This window comes from Bradyrhizobium sp. 155 (genome assembly GCF_023101105.1).
Lineage (GTDB): Bacteria > Pseudomonadota > Alphaproteobacteria > Rhizobiales > Xanthobacteraceae > Bradyrhizobium > Bradyrhizobium canariense_D.
In genome coordinates this window covers 7,184,382-7,206,147 of the sequence record NZ_CP064704.1, presented here as the reverse complement: position 1 = coordinate 7,206,147, position 21,766 = coordinate 7,184,382, and the positions used below count along the sequence as shown (strand labels likewise).

Sequence of the window (21,766 nt, the reverse complement as noted above, 5' to 3'; positions counted from 1 at the left end):
TTCAATGCCTCGCCGCTTCGAGCTTTTCGGCGGCCTTCTGCAATTTGTTCAACCTCTCGTCGGTAACCTGACCGCTGACGCTCGTGGAAACGGTGGTTTCCGATTTGCCGCCGCGCAGCTTGTATTTCGCCTGCGCGCGCGCCGTAATCTTGAAGAATTTCGAGATCCGGATTTCGACCGTCAGGGTGCCGTCGGCATCGATCTGGCCGTTGTCGCGATAGGTCATGCGCAGCATCAGAACGATGCCGACCGTGACGATACCGGCGACGTTGACATGGCCGGCAATCACGAGGACTGCCGAGATCGAGAGGCCGCCGCCGGGCCTGCCGATCACCTTGCGGTAGGCAAGGGTGCCCGACAGTGTGATGAATACCTGCCCGGAGAACGGGCCGAATGCGAACGCGAGTGATGCCGATCCACCCGCACCGGCCTCGACGCAGACCATCAGCTCATTGTCGAACGGCCGGTACTCCGCGTCGATCTGGATGTAGCCCGTTCCGCCGATGATGAAGATCGAGAAGATGAAGGGGCGCTCGACCGACGACAGGTTGAAGCGGTTGGCGAGCATGAAGTCGGGGAACGCCAGCAGCTTGAAGTGATTGGCGATACAGATGTTGGAGACGCCGCTGGTGCCGAAATTGAGCGCCATCGGCGGGATCGCGAAGTCGTGCTGCAGGCCGACCGGAATGCCGTTCTCCTTGATGACCGCCAGCCCGCCGATGTCGTCGGGGAACAGGGCCGAAAGGAAGTCCTGAATGAACTTGAACGTCGGGTTCAGGCGGATGTTCTTCGGATCGAACTCGACGTCGAGGCCCTTCTCGCGGGTGAAGCTCAGCCCGAATTTCTCGAACTGCACCATCGACTGTCCGCCGACTACGAGATCGATCGTGGTGCCGACCCGGCCGAACCCGGTCTCGGATACCTTGTCCTGGTCCTTCGACGCTTCGAAGCGCACCTGACCGGTCAGGCGCATGTCGACGAAGTCCGCCTTGAACACGCCGACGGAGAACAGGCTGCGGCGGCCGCCCATCGGCGCATCGATGTCGACCTGAACCCAGGCGCGCGCCTGCTTCTTGTCGAAATCGTGGGTGACGCGCACCGCATTGCTCACGCCTTCCGGGATCTTATAGTCCTTCAGGAGATTGCTGAGCTTGGCGCCGCCGAAATTGCGGAACACATTGCCGATATCGAAATTCGAGAGATCAGCGGGCAACAGCTGGTCGCTGATCTTATCGAAAGGCAGCGACAGGCCGAGCGCCTTCAGCTCGTCACTGAGCCGGTTGAACAGTGCGTTGGCCTTGGTCGTCTTGATGACGTTGTCGATTTCGTCGAAGTCGGACCGGATCCGGTCGATGTCCGCTTTCAGAGCGGCGAGCTCCGGCGCACCGGTGACGGCCGAATAGAGCTTGAGGACGTTGTTCGGCGCCGCCAGCAGGCCGCCATCGTCGAGCTTGCTGAACTGATCAAAGACCCGGTCGCCATACGCGCGGGCCGACTCATGCGCGCGCGAGAGGTCGTTCTGCAAGCCGCGCACCGAGCGGTCGAACGATTGAGCCGCCGCGAGCAGTTGCTTTGCATCGGTGGGAAAATTCGCCAGGTCCTGTTGCAGGTTCTGGAACGTCGGGTTCTTTTCCAGTGCCGCATAGGCGTCCTTCAACTTGTTCTCGAAGTAGGTGGCCGCATCCGATCCTATCGTCTGGAAGTATTTCTCGACTTCCGCGATGCCCTCCGCAACCTGGCCGCATGCAGCGGAAACCTGCTCCATTCCGGTCAGCGCGTCGTTCCTCAGAGTACGCATGAGGTCGCCGACCTTGTCCACGAAAAGGTCAAGTTGCGAACGCATCGCGGCGACGGCCTCGGTGATGGCCTTGTCGGCCTCGGGGATGTCCTTGATGGTCTCCGGCAACGATAGGAAGAGCTGATCCAGCGTCGCCCTGATGATCTCGTCCTTGACGAAGCCCTCAAGCAGCGCGTCCGGCGCGAGCGCGTCCTGCACGGACTGAAGGAGGGCTTTTGCATCATCGATCACCGGCAGTGCCGCGGCCGGGATGGCACTCAACTCGGCCCTGGCGTCGAGCAGAATTGAGTCCAGGAATGCTGCGGCCGGCGTAACGACGGCGTCGATCTGGGTGCCGATCTTGACGAGCCATTTTTGGGGCCAGGCGATGACGTCGGCGATCTCCTCGTTGACGCTGTCGAGCAGGCCGCTGACTTCCTTGGAAAGGTCGGTGGCCGCCTCGTTCGTGAGTTCGATCGCAACCTGGTTAAGTTCGCCGAGCTCGGTCGACAACGATGTGCCGATTTCCTTGATCGCTGTACCTACGGCAGTGATCAGGTCCGTGACCTGGCTTGCGGCCTGGTCGGCGCGCTGGTCGAGGGCTGCGGCCTGTGTCCGGGCTTCGCCAGCGGCCGCCTTCGCCTTTGCAACGGCCGTCTTCAAACTGGTGATGGCCGTTTCTGCACGGGTCTTCAGGCCGGCACTGACACCACTATTCTTGATCTTGGTCAGGACATCGTCGAGTTGGCCGGTTCCGCTGGCGTTGACGAAACCTTCGAGAACCTTGTCGATCTTGCCGAGCAGTTGGTCGACGTGCCGGTGTACCTCGGTGACCTCGCCGAGCGCGCCGGCCTGCAGAACCGTCAGCTGTCCGAGCGCCTTGGCGATGTGCCCGCCGATCGCCTGGCTGACCTCGTTGAGTTCGACACCCAGTCTTTGACGCGCTTCCTCGATGGCCGCGACGATGTCTCCACCGACGCTGCTGACGGCAGCTGTCAGGCCCGCACGGAACGAGCGGCGGCGTTCTTCCGACCACGGCTTGTTCTGGTCGTAACCGTTCACGAACTGCGCGATTCGCTGCCGTGCGCGAGCAACGACGGCTTCGATTTCCGCCTTGATATCCGCGACGATGGCGCTCGATTTCTCAACGCCCTCCTGCAGCCTAGCGACGTCCTGGCTGGCTTCGGCGAAGAGCGGGTGAATGTACGCTACTGCTTTGTCTGTGAGCTGATCGATGACCTCCTTCTTGGATGTTGTCCTGTAGGGATCGAGCTTCTTCAGGATTTCGTCAAACTGCGCGCTCCAATCGTGCAGGGCCGTGCGAACCAATAGTTCCTTGCGCTGGATTGTTTCGACGGCATCTGATTTCAGTCTCTCGCACAGCGCCGGCGTCGCCTTGAGTTCCGACACGAAGTCCTTGAACTTGCCCACGTCGCCTGGAATGAGCTTCTTCAGGTCGCTCTTGAGACTTCCTTTCCAGGCTGCATCCAGTTTCTTTCGTGCATCGTTGAGGGCGCCTAGGTTGCCGGCTCCAAGCGCGGCATTGAGGGCCGAGATACTGGCGGAGAAGGCCTTCGCGCCGTCAGAGCCGGCGTTCTGTCCGTCGGCGCCCCAGTACTTTAAGGCGGCGAGTGCCTCGCTTTCTGGCTTGCCTGCCAAACCGCCAACGATTCCGAGGACCTTCGAAAGCGTGGGAGCTGATTCTTTCAGCTCCTTCGGCCTTGCGTGCGTGGCCCGCATGAAGGAGACGCTGTCGAGGCCGGCATAGACCGGCTTACCGGCGCGCCCCGCATTGACCGCGACCTTCTGCGCAGCCGGCGCCAGCCGCCAGGTGAAGCGGCGCAGGCCGGGAAGGATGCGGCTGACCGGCGGGCGCCGATTCTCGTGTTCGCTGATTTCGGGCTGGTCAGACGATTTCCTGTCGACCTCCTCGGCAATGTCGTGCGCCGCCGGCATGTTGGGAAAGTCAAGATTGAGCCGAGGTTTCCAGGTGTCGGTGTCAGATGATGCGTTGGGGCTCACATCGGCGTAGAAATACAGGTAGTCCGGATCGAGGCACTCCTGTGCAACGACAGGCTTTTCGGCATCGCCCTCGGCGGTGGAAACGAAGGCGATGTCGGGCATCGGGTACACTTGCGGCCGCTCGCGGGCGCTTTGGCGGTTCCAGAGCGGAATCTCCCAGCCGTAATTTTCGATATCGCGCGCCCATGCGCTGTCGACATTGATGATCTTCGAGTTGAATCGCACGCGTTCGAGGAAGCCGGCGGTGCGCTGTTCGGCGATCGTGAAGTCGGGATAGCTGCGTTCTGGCTGCAGCAACTCGATATATTCGCGGACCTTGCGCAGGATCGGCCGGCGGGATCGCGTGCGTTGCTTGTCATCCCCAAACTTCGGCGCGAACTGCGCGGAGGGGTTGACCGTGCGCTCGTAGACCACGACGTGCTTGGCCCGATGCCAGAAGGCGCAGATGCGACCGAGCACCTCGACCTGCTGACGCTGCACGTAGCCGTTATAGGTCTCGCTGATGATCGTGACCCTGCCATCGAGGAATTGGGCTTTCTGCCTTGCATCGCCTCCCGTCGGCGAAAGCGCGATCGCCTCGATCGTCCCGCCGACGGATTGCGGCACCTGCAGCAGGGTCTTGAACAGGTTCAGCTGTTCGACCGGCCAAAGCGCACCGCCGCTCAGGCCCTGTGGATGATGGCGCGGGTTGTTCTTGGCTTCGTCCAACACCTTGTCGGCGTCGATGCCTCCGACGCGCGGCAACGACTTGTAGTCGTCGATAGTTTCCCCGACCCCACTGTTCGGCTTCAGATCGATCTGGGGCGGGCGGTGCAGGGCCGTGTGGCGCAGGGCAAACTGCACACCGTCGGTAAAGCGCGCCGGAGTGAAGTCGACAGCCGAGTCCAGATCGCGGGCCCAAATCTCCAGACGCTCGGGGCGCCGGGCGATGGCGCTGCGCAGCGCATTCCAGCGGCTGGAAACCCGTGCTTCCGAACCGGGCTGCGCCGAGCCGGTCGGCTTGCCCGTCAGGGCCTCGATCTCGGCGACACGCGCGCCGCGGGCGATCGACCGTTCCTTGCCGACATCGATTCCGACCGGCAAGCCGTAGAGGAATTCAGCGCGCAAATATCCGAGAGCCGCGCCAAGTCCATACTCGCCGCGCTGACGAAAAATCTCGTAGCTCGTCGCCTCCGGCATGAAATAACCGCGTTGGACGTCGCTCGGCTGGATCCACATCTCTGCGGACGGCGTGAGGCGAAATTCAACCGCGCGGCGCTGCAGATCGCTGTTCGGGCCAGCCGTGCGAAAATTGTGTGCGTCGAGAACGTTCTTGCCGTTGTTGTCTTGGTGCGGAACGAACGGGGTGGGCGGGTTCTCGTTATTCGGATCAGATTCAGGCAGATCGTGCAGTTCGAGCCGCCGCGGCTTATCGGCGCTTTCGCCGACCACCTGCGGCGGGAACACATAGTGATAGAGATCCGAGGTTCGCCGGTACTGCCAGATCCGGTCGTCGTCCGAATAGAACGCGACATTCGCCGTTTCGACCGTGCCGCGCGCGTAGAGCGGCTGATGCGTGTAGCGGAAAATCGAGAAGGGCTCTGACGAGAGCACGACGTAGGAGCGTGTTCCGATCTGCGGTGAGTTTTCGATGATCGACGCGACAAGCTTGCGATCGTGGGTCGGCGACAGGGTCTCGGTCGCCTTGAGCCAGAACACGTTCGCGCCGTCGGAATCGGTTGTTGCAGCGTCGAGCGGGATCAGCAACGGTCCCGGACGCCCGCTGCGGTCGGTGCGTGCGGTGTCGACGCCGATCGGCTCGATGGTCGACGCCGGAATTGCGAGGCTGATTTCCGTCGCAATGCGGCCTTCGGGATAGAGCAGCAACGGGGCGCCGTCACCGAGGCCGAGATGCGCGCCTCGTCCGCCGATCCGGAAATGACCGAACTCGATCGTTGTCGGATAGTTCTTCGATCCGCGAAACTGCAGAGAGGAAAGCCGGCCCTGCCAGCTCCCTTGTTCTTGCTGCAGCAAGGGCCGTGTGGTCACCCTGAATGACGCAAAGAACGGCTCGCCGTCCTCCACGCTGTCGGTGGCCTGCGGCGGCCAGTCCTTGTCGTGCTCGAGGGTAAATTCAAGCTCGGGCGGAGGCGCTTCCGGCTTCGGTTGAAAGAAAGTCAGGCCGGTAGCGGACAGCTTCAGCTCGAAATTCTTGAGCGTGCTTTCGTTGGTTCCCCCGATCAGGTGATCCGGGTTGGCGATGCTCAGCCGCATCGATGGCCGTCGCCAGCCGCCTTGTCCGGCGCCCGGCGCAGGGCGTCCCCATGAAACCATTCCGTCCTTGAAGGAGGCGGGGAGCGGCGAACCATAAAGACAGAAACGGATGCTCGGACTTCCGTCAGGACCGGACAGGTCCGGCAGGAAGGAATGAGGCCGTCCTGCCTCGCCGCGTTCGAGCGAGTCCCTGACCGTGGCCAGCGAATGGTTGGCGTGCGCGAGCAGCCCGCTTCGAAATTCGGTATTTGCGTTGACGGGCGCCGCGTTGACGTTGTGCGCCGAGATCGGTTCGAGCCAGTGCAGGCGTATACTGACGGTGGGCGACCAATCGGAATCGGGGTCGGTGGTCCAGATATCACGGCGAGCAATCTCCCAGGCCAGTTCGCAGTCGACGGATAGATGCCTAGCGCCGATCCTGATCCAGCCATCGACCTTGCTTGCTTCCTCCTCGTTGGCGGTTTCGTCGGCTCCATAGTGGATGCCATCTGCCAGGCGGCCGCCGAGTTCGCGGGCCAGTCGCAGACGCAGTCCCTTTGTGTCGCCGCGCAAGTCGCCGGAATTCGGGTTGTTCACTCCGGTCCGGATCACCGAGGCGCGATAGGTGAGTGAGCTGGAATGCCCCCGGTCAACGCCGGTCTCTTTGGCCGCCGAGTAAAAGCGCAGGCTGGAATCGGCAAGGCCGATATTGGCGGACTGCAGCCAGTCGTCTTCATTGTAGTCCAGCGCAAAGCCGTAGGGCCAAAGGATATCCTGGCGCAGCGTCTGGCTGTTGAGCGGCCAATAGGTCAGCGAGGTCGGCCGATCGAGGCCATAAACGGCGAAATTGCTATCGGTCTTGCCATATTCGGCAAATCCGAACGAACCAAGGCGCATGTTGTCCTTGTTGGGCTTGTTCTCGCCGCGGAACGGAAAGCAAGTCTTCTCCGGCACGTCGAACTTTGGCAGGCCGTCATTGGCCTTCCAGCCGGCGAACAGCCGGTCGATCTTGAACCAATCGTCCGTGGCTTTCGGCTTGAGATCGAACACCGCCGAGAATGGAAACGCGCCTGCATTCTTGCGGCTGGCCGTCGGAAGGCTTGTCCGGCGCACGGGCAGCGGCAGATGCAGGCCCAGATGAAGCAGCGGATGGGTCTTGCCGTAGATGCCGAGCGAGGAGAAAACCGGATTGTCGGCGTAAGTGAAGCAGCGCATCAGCGGCCACTGCACCTCGAGGTCGGCCGACCCTGCCGCCTTGTCGTCCTTGGGCCGCCGGTACTGCTCGAAGAGGAACGCGCCGCGGAACATGACAAACGCCTGATCGGCGCCAGCCGCCGCGGCGCCGCTACTATCGAGCCATATCGCGCAGTCGTTTCGCGTGTTGGTGCTGAACCAGTCTACTGCGCCTTGTGGGGTGAGATCGAACAGATGGTCTGTCGCCTTGGTCGGGTCGGGTGGAGATGGATCGGCCTGACGATCGGTCGGAAACCAGCGCAGCAGCGCGATGTGTTTTGTGGCATCTTGCTGACTGGGGACGGCATGGAGCTCGACGATGCCGGACTGCCGCGACGTCTCGTCGTCGTTGTGAAACTGCGCGGTCGGCGGCCAACAGAATTTGCCGTACAGCCTGAATATCAAGAACATCGAGCAACTCCCGGCCCAAACGTAAAAACAGAAAAAAGCGCGTACCTCCGGCAGAGTATTCGTCGCGTCGTCTCCTCAGGCGTGACGCGAAAGTCCGTGCGATCAGAAGCTGCTTGGATGCCAGCGCGAACCGTTACCGCCGGTCGCCGCGCGTGCACCCTCTATCTTCGGTGCGTGGGTCGAGGGCAGTTCAGACCTTCTTGACCGACACATGTACGTGGTTGGTGTCCTCGTAGAACACCCAGTCGCAGCCGGCATTCACCGCCAGCCGGGCAAGGCGCCCGAGCTTGGCGCCATCCGGCGGCTGCGTCGTGATGTCGGCTGCCCGGCCCTCGTAGTGCAATGCGGTAGGCGAGTGCTCGTCATTCTCGTCCCAGGCCTCAGTCACGCGAAGCTTCACCCCCGGCCATTCCGCACTGACCAGCGAAGCCAGCGCATCGAGCTTGGCTTGCATGCGGGTCGACATCATGCGGTCGGCGCCGGTGCCTTCCTCGTCCTTGAAAACGATGCTGGCGTTCTGATTAGAGACCAGCGTCGCAAACTCGGGGTCGGTTCGCTTGATCTTCTTGGTGATCGCGCCGCAGGTCGCCGTTTCGGACGCGTTGGGGACCTTTTGCCCCTGCGTCAGGTCATCGGAGAGCGACGATGTTGGAGCCGATCCCATCGACGACTGATTGCCGGCCGACTTCGGCGTAATGCCGAAATAGGCGTAGGCCGCCGACACCGCGAGGCCGAGCCAGGTGGTCCCGATATCGCTCAGTGTCTGCAATGATTTCGGATAGGCCATGACGCCGATCACCAGCGCGGCGAGTCCCGTCGCCATCCAGCCCAGAAGGTAGGCGATCGCAACGGATGTCGCGGCCGTTGTCGCTTCGATATCACCAATGCCGACCGTCGGCACTTTTCCGGGCTCCGTCACGCTGAGCTTCGCAATGACAAAGGCGGAAACCAGGCCGCCGACCGTCGTAACGACGTAGATAAGCCCGTCGCCGAACTCGGGCTTCACAGCGCAACTGGTTCCCACGGCCCAACACGCCTTGATCACAAAGAAGACGATGTAGAATGTCGTCGCCGAGAAAAGCAAAAGCAGGATGACCGCGATGAAGCCCCCAAAGACCTTTCCAACTGGAGTATCCATTTAAAACGCCCCCGCTTACGCCTTTGCGGTATGTCTTCAACTAAACATTGTAGAAATACTAATCGCACTCGCGGCAGAAATGCAAGATGGTGGCCCATGGCCAGACAACCAGCGATAGCGGAGGTCGGGAGAACAGGCACCTTGACGTCACCCACGCGGGTTGTGCGACTGCAGCCGTCATGCTGCAAAGCGGTAGGCGGCGCGCGATTGCTATGTCCTTCCGTCGCATCGACATGCTGCCTTGCGGCGCGACATTCCTGGCGAAGGTCACAGCTGATAGCGATACAAACTGTCGGGGCCTGGCATTCACGAATGCCGTGCGAAACGAGGAGGAAAGTAGTTCGCTGGCAACAGGCCGGCGCCAGGTTTGCTGGCGCTGAGGCGAGACCGTCTATTTCTATTTTCGATAGTTGCAGATTTTACTGGAGACCTTCATGGCTGAAATCAAGATCGCCCTTACGTTTGACGATGGTCCCGACAACAACGTTCTGGATGCCGTCGGCGGGCCCGACGAGAAGAACAGGACGGAGCGTGTCCTGAACGTGCTGTCAGCCAAGGGTTACAAGGCCGCCTTCTTCATCCAAACGGAAGTGCCTAACCGCTTGAAGGGCGCGAACGGCGCCATGATGAGCTCCCGTTCCTATAGGGACGGGCACGTCCTTGCCATTCACAATGGGAACAAGGAGGACCATCGCTGCCACAAGTCGCGCGTCGCGAAGCTTGCCGATCTTCCCGGTACGACAAACGGTCTGGATTCGGACATGGTGCGGGCTAAGCAGAGTCTCAAGGCCATTACCGGCAATGATCCGGCATTCGTACGAGCAACGTTCGGCTACACAAACGCTGCCTGCATGAGCGTTTATCAAACGCGCAGCCTCAAGCACATTTACTGGGATATCGACAGCACGGACACCGCCGCGGGGGCGAACAAGGCTTCCGTATCGGCAGCGCTGAAAACCAAAACCGAGGAGAAGCTTGCCGCCGGAGTGACGGAGCTGATCTACCTGTTTCACGACATAAAGCTGGTAACGGCCCAAAGTCTGGACGCATTCATTGGCGTCATCAGTACGACTGTCAGCGGAAAAGGTCATACCCCCAAGTTTCTGACGACATCAGCGGAAGTTTCCTCCCTTCTTCAAAGCAAGGCGAGAGCGGGTACGGATGATGCCTGCCCGCCAAACTCCTTGTAGTCAGTCAATAAAGATCCGAAATATCGGGGAGCGCTTCTATGCGAAAGTCTCCACTGCGTCTAACGGCCGGCCTGGCGTATGTCGCGCTGGCAATCTGCATCGTCATGTGGTCGCCGCCGGCGAGGGCGGACAGATGCCAGTCGGACAATGGTCTGGCGTTATGCAGCTGCAGTGGGCAATGCGAGAAGTCGACCGCTGATTGCCGATGCAAGAGCGCAAACGACCCTGGTGTTCCATTGCTCTGCAAGTCGCTGGACGGACAGAGGGAGGCAATGTGCTTTTGTGAAGTGCGAGCGGAGTAACACCGAAGTCCGGTGCAACGATCCGCTGGCGCCGCGGAGGTAGATCGCATTGCGCGATCCCGAGGCCGTGGCCGTCGGAGTAGCACCGGCCATTACGCTGCTGGCGACGGTTTGGCTGCCGCTCGTCTGGCTGCTGGATCGCTCGGGCATGGCCTTGCTCTGGCTGCTCGGTCATCGGAGCGATGCGGGAAAGAAGGTCCGCGAGGAGGAAATTCGGACCCTCGTCGTGGAAGCCGAAAACGCAGGCGTGCTGGAGCCCGGTGAAGGAGATGATCGCGGGCGTGATACGGCTCGGCGACCTGCCGGTCGGCGCGGTAATGAGGCGGCGGCATGAAGTGACCATGATCGACGCCGGCGACCCGCTGTCGCCGCGACGCGCGATCGAGGTCCGGGCCGTCGTCGGTCCGCCCGGGCCGCGGAGCGGTGCCTCGCCGTCTCGACCGGGCCCGCCGGCCGGCACGGCGTCCCCGCGCCGCTCGGCGCGTCGCGCCGGGTCGGGGCTCCGACAGACGAATCCTTGGAAAAAAACGCATCCTTGGAATTTCCGTTTTTCCAAGGAAAAAAGTCGAACGGCCGAAACGGCGGTGGCGGCCCCGGCCGCCGCCCGGCGGGCCATGCCAGCGCAAAGCGGCCGAGGTGAGATACGGTAGAATACCGGCCGACTTTCCCGCGGAGTGGCCGCGGACGGGAGTGCTCCGCTTCGACTGCCGCCCGGGCCGCGCCGTTCACGACGAGGATCGAGAAGGCCCTGCAGCCTCAAACTTTCTTGCGGCGCGGCCGGATTTCGCCTTGGCGTCGATCAATGAGCAGTATTCCGTCAGGTCCCGGGGACACCTCTTCGGTGCGGCGCTCACGATAGAAGGTCGCGCGATGAGCCAGAATTCCGAAGACCTCGTTCAGCCGCTGTTGGCGCTCTGACGCCGACGTCGGAGCCTGGCCGGCGGCCACGCCCAAAACCTTTTTATCGATTGCGAAGAAAACTCCGGCGTCGACCTCACGTCCGACGTAGCCCTCTCCCACGGGGTCCGGCAGGTCGGCATTCTCGCCGTCGATAAAGAACGAATAGGCTTCGGTGATCATTTCCCACTGGTCGAACGTCACTTCGACGCCCTTCGCGTCGACGAACGCGGCCGTTGGACGATCGTAGTACGTCTGCAGGAGCCACTGGGAGCCATCGTAACAGGGGCGCGCCCGATCCAGAATTCTTCTCTTCATATCTATAGTCGATTCCCCGTCAGAGTCGTGCGTGCCATACTAGAGCGGCTGGACCGGCTCCTCGCGGAGCAGCCCGTTGCTTGGGAAGGTCAAAAGACAGTGGAGCACATTCTTCCTCAGAACCCGGAGAAGGGAGAATGGATCGAATTCGATCAGGCGCTCCGGAGCTCGATGACGGACACGATCGGCAATCTTGTTCTGTTGACCTCCCGCAAAAATTCCAGTGCTTCGAACGCACCCTTCGCCGAAAAGAAGAAGATCTACTCTGGTCAAGGAAGTACAGCGGCGGGGAAGAAGAGAGCCACTTACGAGAGTGCGCAGGAACTGATTGGTCTGCCCCGATGGGACCTCGATGCCTACGAACAACGGCAGAAGCGGCATCTTTCATTGTTGGCCGAACAGTGGGGGATCAAGGAAGTTCCGATGGGTCCCGCCCGGGCTGCCGCGCGCGACGTCGTCGCGAGCTCATCGCGAGCCGACAACCATAGCGCGGCGTCAGATCAAAACCCTTCGTCCCATGCATAAGGTTGTTTGCAAAGTGCTGCCGTCCCGCTGCAAGTTCGCGAAACTTTTGCCACTTACCTTGTAAGGACTTCGTAGGTCAGAGCATCGCTGTGTGGTAAACTCGGCAAGATGACAGCCGTTCTCTTGTAGAGAGGGACGGTGGTTTTATGAGGAAATCGAAGCAAAGTGGATCCTCAAATGGCCTTTGAAATCACAGGCTCTAAAAGTCTGGTATCTCGCTCGCTGCAGTCTAGAACTGCCTCCATCCTTTGTGGGGTTCTCTTGTGGGCTCCGTTCGCCAATGTTGCCTTCGCAGTCGAGGCGAAGGTCGTTTTAGACCAGATCCTGGGCGAAGCAATCCCTCAGCTCCAAAATGTAATGGCGTCGATGGGCCAGGGTTGCTCTGGCGGGTCGAACGGATTGCCCCCAGTTGGCTGGGGTGAAAAGCAGAAATCCGGTAACTTGGCTGTCAATGCATTCAGCGCCGCAAGAACGGCTTTGGCAAAAGGCCAGACATCGGATGCTCTGCAACAGATTAATACAGGTGTGAGTCAGTTGGACGCATTAATCAACGGTTTGCATAACAGTTGTTCTGGGGGCGCGAGCGGCGTGGATCCCGTGTCCTATAGCAACTATGTGCGGTTTAGGGATGTGCTGAAGGAGCGACTGGAGACTGCGAAGCGCTTTTTATAGAGATCGTTTTTCCGCTGCGACAGCCGCGTTGGAGCGGCGTCGCGGGTGAGCGAGTGCAATTGCACCATCGTGCGCTCTACGAATAATGGAATCCGGCCAACCGCATGCGAAATCGAAGTGTAAGTCGGCATGGGTACAAATCGGCTTTCGCGTTTGAGGGTATTGGGTTGGATGATGTGATGATTCTTGGCAGGGGAGGAGGCCCGGCGTGAAACGTCCGTCCAAGCTCGATTCGTTTCTCGGTGCAGAGAGAACTTCGGACCGATTGGGAGCTGTTGCGATTACCGGCAACGCGAGGTCTCACGTGACTGCGAAAGCAATGCAGGGTCGGGGAGACCATTTCGAACTCTGCGCGCACCCGATCCGATGTCTTCTAATGCGTTGCGGCGTCCTGCTTATCGGCGTGATCTTGTCCATGCCAGCGCTGGCGCAGTTCGACACCGAGCGTCGACCGCCGGATTGGATGGAGCGGGGGTTTGAGGCAGCAATCAATGATTTGGCCTCGACTCGGGGCGGGATCGCGCTCGACGCCGATTTGTACCTGTCAAAATTTGTGCCCTCCGGGCGTGCGGGCCCCGTCATCGACAAGCTGCTGCCGCTCCTCAGCGACCGCGACCCCGCCATAAGCGCCGCTGCGGCACAAGCCCTCGGTCGGATTCCGATCGGCGAGCGCGCGGGCCCCGTCATCGACAAGTTGACGCCGCTCCTTGGCGATCAGAACAACGTCGTTAAAGGCGCAGCGGTACAAGCCCTCGGTCAGATTGCGACCGGCGGGCGTGCGGGCCCCGTCATCGACAAGTTGCTGCCCCTCCTCGGTGACCAGGACCCGTCCATCGTGTACGCAGCGGCCCAAGCCCTCGGTCAGATTGCGACCGGTGAGCGCGGTGGCCCGGCCATAGACAAGCTGCTGCCCCTCCTCGACGATCCGAATAGCTCCATCAGGGGCGCGGCGATACAAGCCCTCGGTCAGATTGCGACCGGCGGGCGCGCGGGCCCCGTCATCGACAAGCTGCTGCCCCTGCTCAGGGACCAGGACGCCTCCAGCAGCGCCGCAGCGGCACAAGCCCTCGGTCAGATTGCGACTGCCGAGCACGTGGGCGCGGTCATCGACAGGCTGCTGCCGCTCCTTGGCGACCGGGCGTCCTCCGTCAGCGCTGCAGCGGCACAAGCTCTCGGTCAGATTGCGACCGGCAATCGCGCGGGCCCCGTCATTAACAAGCTGCAACCGCTCCTCAGCGGTCAGGACAACATCGTCAAGGGCGCAGCGGCACAAGTCCTCGGTCGGATTGCGACCGGCGGGCGCGCGGACCCCGTCATCGACAAGCTGCTGCCCCTCCTCAGCGACCAGGACCCGTCCATCGTGTACGCAGCGGCACAAGCCCTCGGTCAGATTGCGACCGGCGCGCGCGCGCGCCCCGTCACCGACAGTCTGCTGCCACTCCTCGACAACCCGAATAGCTCCATCAGGGGCGCAGCGATAGAAGCCCTCAGTCAGATTGCGACCGGCGAGCGCGCGGGCCCCGTCATCGACAAGCTGCTGCCCCTCCTCAGCGGCCAGGACCCCTCCATTGTGTACGCAGCGGCACAAGCCCTCGGTCAGATTGCGACCGGCGAGCGCGCGCGCCACGTTACCGACAGTCTGCTGCCACTCCTCGACAACCCGAATAGCTCCGTAAAGGGCGCAGCGGCACGAGCTCTTGGTCAGATCGCGACCGGCGAGCGCGCGCGTCCCGCCATCGACAAGCTGGTGCCGCTCCTCGGCGACCGGGATCCCGACATCAGCGCCGCAGCGGCCCGAGCGCTCGGCCAGATTGCGACCGGCGAGCGCGCGGGCCCCGTCATCGACATGCTGCTACCCCTCCTCAGCGACCGGGACACCTCCATCGTGCGCGCAGCAGCACAAGCCCTCGGTCAAATTGCAAAGAGCGAGCGTGCAGGCCCCGCCATCGACAAGCTTGTGCCGCTCCTCCACAACACAAACAGCACTGTTAGGGGCGCGGCGGCCCTAGCCCTCGGTCAGATTGCGACCGGCAACCGTGCAGGCCCCGTCATCGACGAGCTGCTGCCGCTCCTGGGCAACCCGAATAGCACCGTCAGAGGCGCAGTGGCAGAGGCCCTCGGGCGGATTGGACCAGGCGGTCTAAGTGCTGCGTTAACCGCCGTTCGCCTTATCAACTCTCGCGAGGACGAAGTGGCGGGGGTGCTTCGGGCCGCGGCGCATGTCGCGACCGGAGCGGACGACAAAAAGGACGGTAGCGAGCTCCTCTTTGCGTGGCTGGGACGCCCCGATGCGTTGCCTCTGGATTCGGTTGGGAACAATCCCGCCGAAGCCCACAGGGTCCTTCAGCTGCTGACGGATAATTGGGCAGCGCTGTCGAGTTCACAGCGTACCCGTGTAGAAGCCGAAAACGCCGCGATGGCTGCGATCGAAGCGGCCTGCCAGGTACCCACCGAAACGAGCAGCCTCGCCGAGTTCGTCCGCTCCTCCATCGCATGGCTGCGCGACCTGCCGATTGAGGGCCCCTTTCACCGCTGCTGGACTTCTGACCAAAGGCGGACGGTGGAGGCGCTCCTCGCCCACCTTAAGAAGTCCCATTCGACCCATGCGCAGGCGCTCGCCGCGCATCTCAGGAGCGAGAACATTGCTCCAATCAGCCTCTGGCTGACGTGGTCACTCGTCCTCTGGACGTTGTTCTGGATCGCCTTCCTCGTCGCCTTTCCCTGGTCGCGCACCATCCAGGCAATCTTCTTTTGGAATCCGCGGGCCCGGCAGTTTTTCAGCGCTGGCTTCGTGCCGCTAGTGCTGCTCATCCTACCGCCGCTGCGACGGCGTCTCCTTGCGCCGTTCCGGGACGACCTCGTTGCGCAGGCTAGGCTCGAGGATTTTGCTGAGCTTGCCTATTTCGCAGACAGTCGCGCGCAGGTGGATGATGGGGAGGTCGTTCGTCTCTCCCAATTGCAGTCCGACCTCTCGGGGGTGGTCGTGCTTCAGGCTGATTCCGGGCTAGGCAAGACCAGCTTCCTGCGTGAGATCGCAGGCAAGGCGACGCGGCCGGTCGCCTTCCTACACGCACGCGACTGCGCCGATGGCGTCGACGTTGCCATCTCCCGCATCATTCACGACGTGCAGGAAGCGGGCTTCGTGCGAAGTCTCGTCCATACGCGCACACTCCAGGTAATCGTGGACGGTCTCAATGAGGTAGAAGCCGACACACGCGAAAAGATCCGGGCCTTCGCCCGAGACATGTCCAAAGGTGACGTGATCGTCGCGACTCAGCCGATCGAGTGGCGCCCGCCAGCGAATTCCCGAAAGGTCGAAATCCTACCGCTGGACCGCAGCGAAGCGACCGCGTTCCTCATGTCACGGCCTGTCGGCGCAGACGAGACGCAGCCGTGCCGAGGGGAGGCCTACAAGGGGGCCGTGCAAAAGTTTGTCTCGACCGCATTCCACCAACCGCTGCAACAGATCGAACGTGAGACGGCGGAGCTGATGCTGTCGAACCCGTTCGACCTGACTTTCGCAGCCGAGCTTATGGCGCGCGGGCACATGCCTTCGCCGACTGCGCTCGTGGACGAGGCTTTTCGGCTGGCAGCCGAGCGCTATCAGACGATCAACGTGGTTGCGTTTCCCCTGGAGAAATTCGGCCAACTTGCCGTCACAATGCGGCTCGATGATCGCAACAAGCTGAACCCCGACGAATTCCCAGCCGAGGCTTCATGCTTGCAGGAGCAGCGGCTTCTTGTACCACGGGCGATCAGAGACGCCCAGGGCAAGGAGAAGAATTGGCTCTTGTTCCGGCACGAACGCGTGTGGGATTTCTTCATAGCAGCGGCTTTCAACGATCCGGACCTCTGGTCGGAGCACATAAGCGACGCGCGCTTCCGCGGCGTTTACCTACGGATCGCCGAGACTTGGGACCCCGAGAGCGCCGAGAGGGTCAAAGATTATTTGTACGTTTCGGCTGCGCATTCGGGCGACCATTCGACGAGTGACGAGTTCATCAAGCGGCTCGACAAGCGATTCCCCCGAATAAAAAAGCCGCGGAAACTTCAAGTAGTCCCTCGAAGTTGACCAGTCGGAAAAGATGTTCCTGTGAGGCGCCGGGGGCGCTGAGCGCGCCAAGTGGTCTGCGTCAACTGAATTGGATAAGCGCTTTGGTCGCTTTCGCTCCGGTGATTGGAGGGGCTACCCTAGACTATCCGGCACGATCGAGCGCACGCTGCTTCGAAGACGCGCCAACTGCCACGACAGCGCATGAGGTTCACGGCCGAACCGGCCAAGCCAGTGGTACACAGCGGTGGTCACAAATCGCGACCGGGCTTTTTCAGGAATCCTTGTTTCGCGGCGGGTTTCGCGCATTCGCGGCATCGGGGGAGAGAGTCCCACTCTCTCCGCCAAGGAGAAAAGTCCCCGCATCGGGATTTTTCAAGCCGCGAGCTGGGCCGACCGAATGTCCCGAAACTTCCGGAGCTCCTTCGCGTAGGCGGCGAGAAGCGCCTTGACCCAGAGCGCCATGCCTTCGGCCTTCAGGCCGATCCGCTGGCTGCGGTTGTAGTGTTGCTCGGTCACCGACGCCATGCGTTCGCGTTCGTCGACCCGATCATGATCGGTCTTGTGACCGAGAATGGCTGTTGCGGCGCCGCCGAGTCGTTTGTCGTCGAGCAGCGTAGTCATCGTCCGGCGGACGTCGTGCAGTGTCCACGGTGCGATGCCGTAGAGTTCGAAGAGATTGGGTCGCTCCTTCTTGGGGCGCGGTTTAGGGCCGGGCTTCCCCTTTCGAGCAGGCCTGTGCTTCACCGTGTGGTCATAGACGCGCCCCTGGAGCCGGTACATCAGCAGGTTCAGCGCAGCCTGCGTGATGTGTTTCTTGGGGTCGCGGCCGCTGAACATCCAGTCGGACTTCCCACCGGATTCCGCATGGAAGGCGTTCAGGATGTTGAGGGCCTCCGGAGGCAAGGGCAGCGAATGAGGTCTGCCGCCGTCGCGCCCTCCCTTCATCTCTTCTTCGGTCCAGTTGGCGACCTTCCATCCTTTGAGATGCCGCTCGCCCTTCGGAGGCGCGAACAGTCGGTCCGATCGCAACTGGAGGAAGCCGCCGGTCCGCTGGGCGGTAAGGGCCACGCCCCACAACGCTCCGATGGTCCCGGGGTAGGTCTCGTGTTCGCCGTCGGCCAGGTGTCGGAATTTTTCGGCGAGCACGATGGTGCGGGCGATCTCTTCGATCGTCGGGGCATGCGTGCGGGTCTTGGTCTTGTACTCGAAGGACCACCGCGTCCACCATTCGGCCTCGACCTCCTCGAGGCCGGCGGCGGTCGCGTGATACTTCCAAGCCCAACTCATCATCGTCTTGGATTGCGTGAGCGCGCGATGAACTGCGGAGGGAGCATGATTGAGATGAATCGCGTCGCGCAACCGTTCTAAGTCGCTCAGCTTGACTTGGCTAACGAGCTTTCCGTTCACGTGGTCGAATTCGGGTAGCTTGAGGTAGTGTTCGTACTGCTTGCGGTACTTGGCTTTGAGCTTAGGCAATTGGTATTCGAGGAACTTGGCAGTGAGCGCCTTCCAGGTCCAGGCCAGACCGGTGTCGCCGATGCGCTTTCGATAGGCGAGCAACGACGCCTCGTTGGCCAGCTCGTCGGCAAAATCCGCTTCTCCCATACGGTCGTAATATTCTGCCTTGGTGGTCTCGAATTTTACTAAGGCCTCGGCGAATTCGCGCAAATTCCGCTTTCGTTTCGCGGCCAGACGAATTTGCTCGGCGACGTATCTCGCTTGTTCGAGATTGAGTGTTTCGGGGGCGGGTGCGAGTTGGTTGCCAGGCAAGAGAAAAGCCAGTCGAAGCGTCAACTCGCGCCGCCGCACGTACCAGACGGCCTTTCCGGGCGTGATCCGGATCGTCAATCCAACGGTCTTGCGATCCCGCCATTCCGCGATTTTTCCAACGATCGCTTTGCTCTGACTATACGATATCGCGCTATCGACGTCGTTGTCAGTCAGCGACTTCACTTCCCGCTCGTAGGTGACCGGCATTGCGACCCCGTACAACACTCGTACAAAACAGCTTTCAAAACCAGACGTCCTTGCGCTCGCTTCGAACGCCTTTTATAGCAGCATTACTTTGTAATTTCAATTGCTTAAGGCGGCATTAATGCCCTCGAGCAGGTCGGAAGATTCCGCTTCCCAAGCTGCATACGAGGGTTCGATTCCCTTCGCCCGCTCCATCCTTTAGTTCGGCAGGCTCCGCAGAAATTCCACGATCGCCGCGTTCACCTCCGCCGGCCGTTCCTGCTGCGTCCAGTGTCCGCACCCCGGTAGCATCTTGATCTCGCGTAATTGCGGCACCCATTGCTTCATGTTGGCAACGTGCTCGGCGGCGCCAGGGAAGGCCATGACCATGTCGTAGTCGCCGGCGATGAAGAGCGAGGGCACGACCACCTTGACGCCCTCGAAGGCGCCCATCAGCTCCCAGTTGCGATCGATGTTGCGATAGTAGTTGAGCGGTCCGCGAAACCCACTATGGGCAAATTCGGCGCCGTAATAGTCGAGGTCCGCGCTGCTCAGCCACGACGGCAGCGGCACCTGCACCTTCGGCAGCATGCCGTCCTTGCGAGAGACCATGCCGACACCGGCGGTCCGCCCTTGACGCTCGGCATTGGCGCGGATCACCGCCGCGCCTTCGCCGGAACCGCCATAGAGCATCGCGCCGAGCGTTGCGCGCGTATCCCTTTCGAATTCTGCTTCGGCGACACCCGGCTCCTGGAAATACAGTTGATAGAACTGCGCATCCGCCGTCTGTGGCATTACGCTCGTCGGCCGCACCGGACTGCGTGGTCGATAGGGCACGCTAAGAATGGCGGCGGCGCGGAAGCGGTCGGGCCGCAGGCGCGCCGTGTGCCAGGCGATCGTCGCGCCCCAGTCGTGCCCGACGATGACGGCGTCCTTCGCCTCGAAAGCGTCGAGCACGCCGACGAGGTCGCCGACCATGTGGAGGATCGTGTACTGGTCGATCGCTTCGGGCCGGTCGCTCTTGCCGTAGCCGCGCATGTCAGGGGCGACCGCGTGGAAACCGGCTGCCCCCAGCGCCTCGAGTTGGTGACGCCAGGAGTACCAACCTTCCGGAAAGCCGTGGCAGAGCAGCACCATCGGCCCCTTGCCCTGCTCGGCGACGTTGAGGCTGATGCCGTTGGCCTTGATCGTCCGCTGCGTCGGTTCGCCCATGTCGCCGCCTCCCGGTCATCGTCGTTGGGTCTATCCTAGTCGGCCCTATAGGCTCCGCAAAGTTTCTAATATATTGGCCCCTCGCTTCCGGCACGCACGCATCGCCCAGCTTAAGCTTCTCGCGGCCCTGATGGGTGCGGTCCTCGTGTCGGCAATGTTCGGATCAGAGACCAGGACCTGTAAAGAAAATGGACCAGCAGAAACTCGATCGCGCGATCGGTCGTCGCTTGAAGACGCTGCGGACGCAGGCCGGCATGACGCTGAATGAGCTCGCAGGCCGCTCCGGCGTCAGCCGGGCGATGATCGGGCGGGTGGAGCGGGCGCAGAGCAGCGCGACGGCTGCGCTGCTGGGAAAACTCTGCGCCGCGCTCGACGTGTCGCTCAGCGACGTCGTCGCGCTGGCCGAAAAGCCGCCGGAGCGGCTGGTGCGGCTCGCCGACCAGCCGCACTGGCGCGATCCCGACAGCGGCTATCGCCGCCGTCACGCGTCGCCCACGGACGCGGCGAGCGGCATCGAGATCATCGTCGTCGATTTGCCGGCCGGTGCGCGGGTGCCATACAGCCCTTGGGGCCGCAATGCCTTCACCCAGCAGCTCCTGATGCTGGAGGGCGCGATCGCCGTGCACATCGACGCCAAGGCGGTTCGCCTGCGCGAAGGCGACTGTCTCGACTTCGATGTGATGCGCGCGGTGATCTTCGAGAACGAGACCAGACAGGACGCGCGCTACGTCATCATCACGCGCCGCGGCGCGTCCTACGGCAAGATGTGAGACCGTGACGATGCAGATCCGCACCGGCGACACCTTTGATCCGCGCGTCATCGCGCTGCTCGATCATCACGTCACGGCGGCGCGGGCGCAGACCGCGCCGGGCAGCGCCCATGCGCTCGATCTCTCCGGACTGCGCGCGCCCGACATCGCGTTCTGGACCGGCTGGGACGGCGAGACGCTGGTCGCCGTCGGTGCGCTGAAGACGCTGTCAGCCGAGCACGGCGAGGTGAAGTCGATGCACACGCTCCAGACCACGCGGCGGCGCGGCTTTGGCGGTGAGATGCTCCGCCACATCGTCACAGAAGCCCGCGCGCGCGGCATGGCGCGGCTCAGCCTCGAGACCGGCTCGTGGGACTATTTCAAGCCGGCGCTCGCGCTCTACCGGGCGCATGGCTTTGTCCTCTGCGGCCCGTTCGAGGGCTATGTCGAGGATCCCAACAGCCTGTTCCTGACCCTCGACCTGTCGGCCAGCCGATAGCTCAGGAGCGCGTCTCCTCGATCCTGTCGAGCACGCGCTCGGGAGCGATGTCGCGGCTTGCCTCCTCCAGATCCCGTTTCGAGTCGGGCTGGACATCGAGCCGCTCGGCGATCTGCGTAAGGAGGCGGGCAACCTTGGTCAATTCGTGCTCGGCGAGAAGGCTGATCTGGAGATCGAGATCGGCGCGCTTGTCCGCTGCTGCACTCATGCGGTTCTGCGAGATCAGCACGAATGTCGACAGGAAGATCGCCTCGACCGAAGCAATCATCGCCAGCACGACGAAGCTCTCGTCCCAGGCCGGGATTCCCGGCAGCCAATGCAGATTGGCGATGATCCAGAAGCCGAACACAGCGACATGGAGATAGACGAACGCCATGCTGCCGGTGAACGCCGTGATCGCATCGGCAAGCTTTTCCTGACCCTTGGCAGCGCGCTGCTCCCGGCGGCGGCGCTCGACCAGAGCCTGGATGTTGCGCTCGAGCGTCGGGCTCAATCCCTCGCCCGGATCATGGGTGATATCGTTATGCACAGGGCGGCAACGGCGGACGGGAAAGGCTGTTCCTGGGCTGAGCTGCGGGAAAA

General features: G+C 62.0%; 12 protein-coding genes and 1 pseudogene. 7 read left to right on the top strand and 6 right to left on the bottom strand.

What is annotated here, in order from left to right:
* Position 1: 1 nt before the first annotated feature.
* Positions 2–7,675, bottom strand: a complete 7,674-nt coding sequence (locus tag IVA93_RS34345; protein ID WP_247789496.1) for a phage tail family protein — start codon at positions 7,673–7,675, stop codon at positions 2–4.
* A gap of 190 nt (positions 7,676–7,865) precedes the next feature.
* Entirely contained in the window at positions 7,866–8,813 is a 948-nt protein-coding gene (locus IVA93_RS34340; protein ID WP_018460114.1) for a hypothetical protein, read from the bottom strand.
* A 434-nt stretch (positions 8,814–9,247) separates the two neighbouring features.
* Here IVA93_RS34340 and IVA93_RS34335 point away from each other — a divergent pair, with 434 nt between their 5' ends.
* Together IVA93_RS34335 and IVA93_RS34330 are read left to right on the top strand one after the other, a co-directional pair.
* On the top strand, positions 9,248–10,003 hold the full coding sequence (locus IVA93_RS34335; RefSeq protein WP_018460113.1) for a polysaccharide deacetylase family protein: 756 nt from the start codon (positions 9,248–9,250) through the stop codon (positions 10,001–10,003).
* 345 nt (positions 10,004–10,348) lie between these two features.
* Positions 10,349–10,667: pseudogene (locus tag IVA93_RS34330) on the top strand (CNNM domain-containing protein); the annotation flags it as partial.
* 394 nt (positions 10,668–11,061) lie between these two features.
* Here IVA93_RS34330 and IVA93_RS34325 read toward each other — a convergent pair.
* Positions 11,062–11,520: a hypothetical protein gene (locus IVA93_RS34325; RefSeq protein WP_018460112.1), complete on the bottom strand. Its 459-nt coding sequence runs from the start codon at positions 11,518–11,520 to the stop codon at positions 11,062–11,064.
* 27 nt (positions 11,521–11,547) lie between these two features.
* Between IVA93_RS34325 and IVA93_RS34320 the strand changes: the two genes are divergently transcribed.
* The 3 genes from IVA93_RS34320 (at position 11,548) to IVA93_RS34310 (ending at position 16,789) form a co-directional block, all read left to right on the top strand.
* On the top strand, positions 11,548–12,045 hold the full coding sequence (locus IVA93_RS34320; protein WP_018460111.1) for a GmrSD restriction endonuclease domain-containing protein: 498 nt from the start codon (positions 11,548–11,550) through the stop codon (positions 12,043–12,045).
* Between the two features lie 177 nt (positions 12,046–12,222).
* Positions 12,223–12,717, top strand: a complete 495-nt coding sequence (locus tag IVA93_RS34315) for a hypothetical protein (protein WP_018460110.1) — start codon at positions 12,223–12,225, stop codon at positions 12,715–12,717.
* A 415-nt stretch (positions 12,718–13,132) separates the two neighbouring features.
* Positions 13,133–16,789 (top strand): HEAT repeat domain-containing protein, encoded by a 3,657-nt coding sequence (locus IVA93_RS34310; protein WP_157643139.1) that lies wholly within the window; start codon positions 13,133–13,135, stop codon positions 16,787–16,789.
* A gap of 354 nt (positions 16,790–17,143) precedes the next feature.
* Here IVA93_RS34310 and IVA93_RS34305 read toward each other — a convergent pair whose 3' ends face one another.
* Both IVA93_RS34305 and IVA93_RS34300 read right to left on the bottom strand, forming a co-directional pair.
* Positions 17,144–18,619, bottom strand: a complete 1,476-nt coding sequence (locus IVA93_RS34305; protein ID WP_247789495.1) for a site-specific integrase — start codon at positions 18,617–18,619, stop codon at positions 17,144–17,146.
* Positions 18,620–18,943: 324 nt separating this feature from the next.
* Positions 18,944–19,936: an alpha/beta fold hydrolase gene (locus IVA93_RS34300; RefSeq protein ID WP_018460107.1), complete on the bottom strand. Its 993-nt coding sequence runs from the start codon at positions 19,934–19,936 to the stop codon at positions 18,944–18,946.
* A gap of 188 nt (positions 19,937–20,124) precedes the next feature.
* On the opposite strand from IVA93_RS34300, the gene IVA93_RS34295 reads away from it, so the two are divergent.
* Together IVA93_RS34295 and IVA93_RS34290 are read left to right on the top strand one after the other, a co-directional pair.
* Positions 20,125–20,706, top strand: a complete 582-nt coding sequence (locus IVA93_RS34295; protein WP_018460106.1) for a helix-turn-helix domain-containing protein — start codon at positions 20,125–20,127, stop codon at positions 20,704–20,706.
* Between the two features lie 10 nt (positions 20,707–20,716).
* Positions 20,717–21,184: a GNAT family N-acetyltransferase gene (locus IVA93_RS34290; RefSeq protein WP_085384941.1), complete on the top strand. Its 468-nt coding sequence runs from the start codon at positions 20,717–20,719 to the stop codon at positions 21,182–21,184.
* A 1-nt stretch (position 21,185) separates the two neighbouring features.
* Here IVA93_RS34290 and IVA93_RS34285 read toward each other — a convergent pair whose 3' ends face one another.
* Positions 21,186–21,713 (bottom strand): DUF1003 domain-containing protein, encoded by a 528-nt coding sequence (locus IVA93_RS34285; RefSeq protein ID WP_018460104.1) that lies wholly within the window; start codon positions 21,711–21,713, stop codon positions 21,186–21,188.
* Positions 21,714–21,766: the final 53 nt, after the last annotated feature.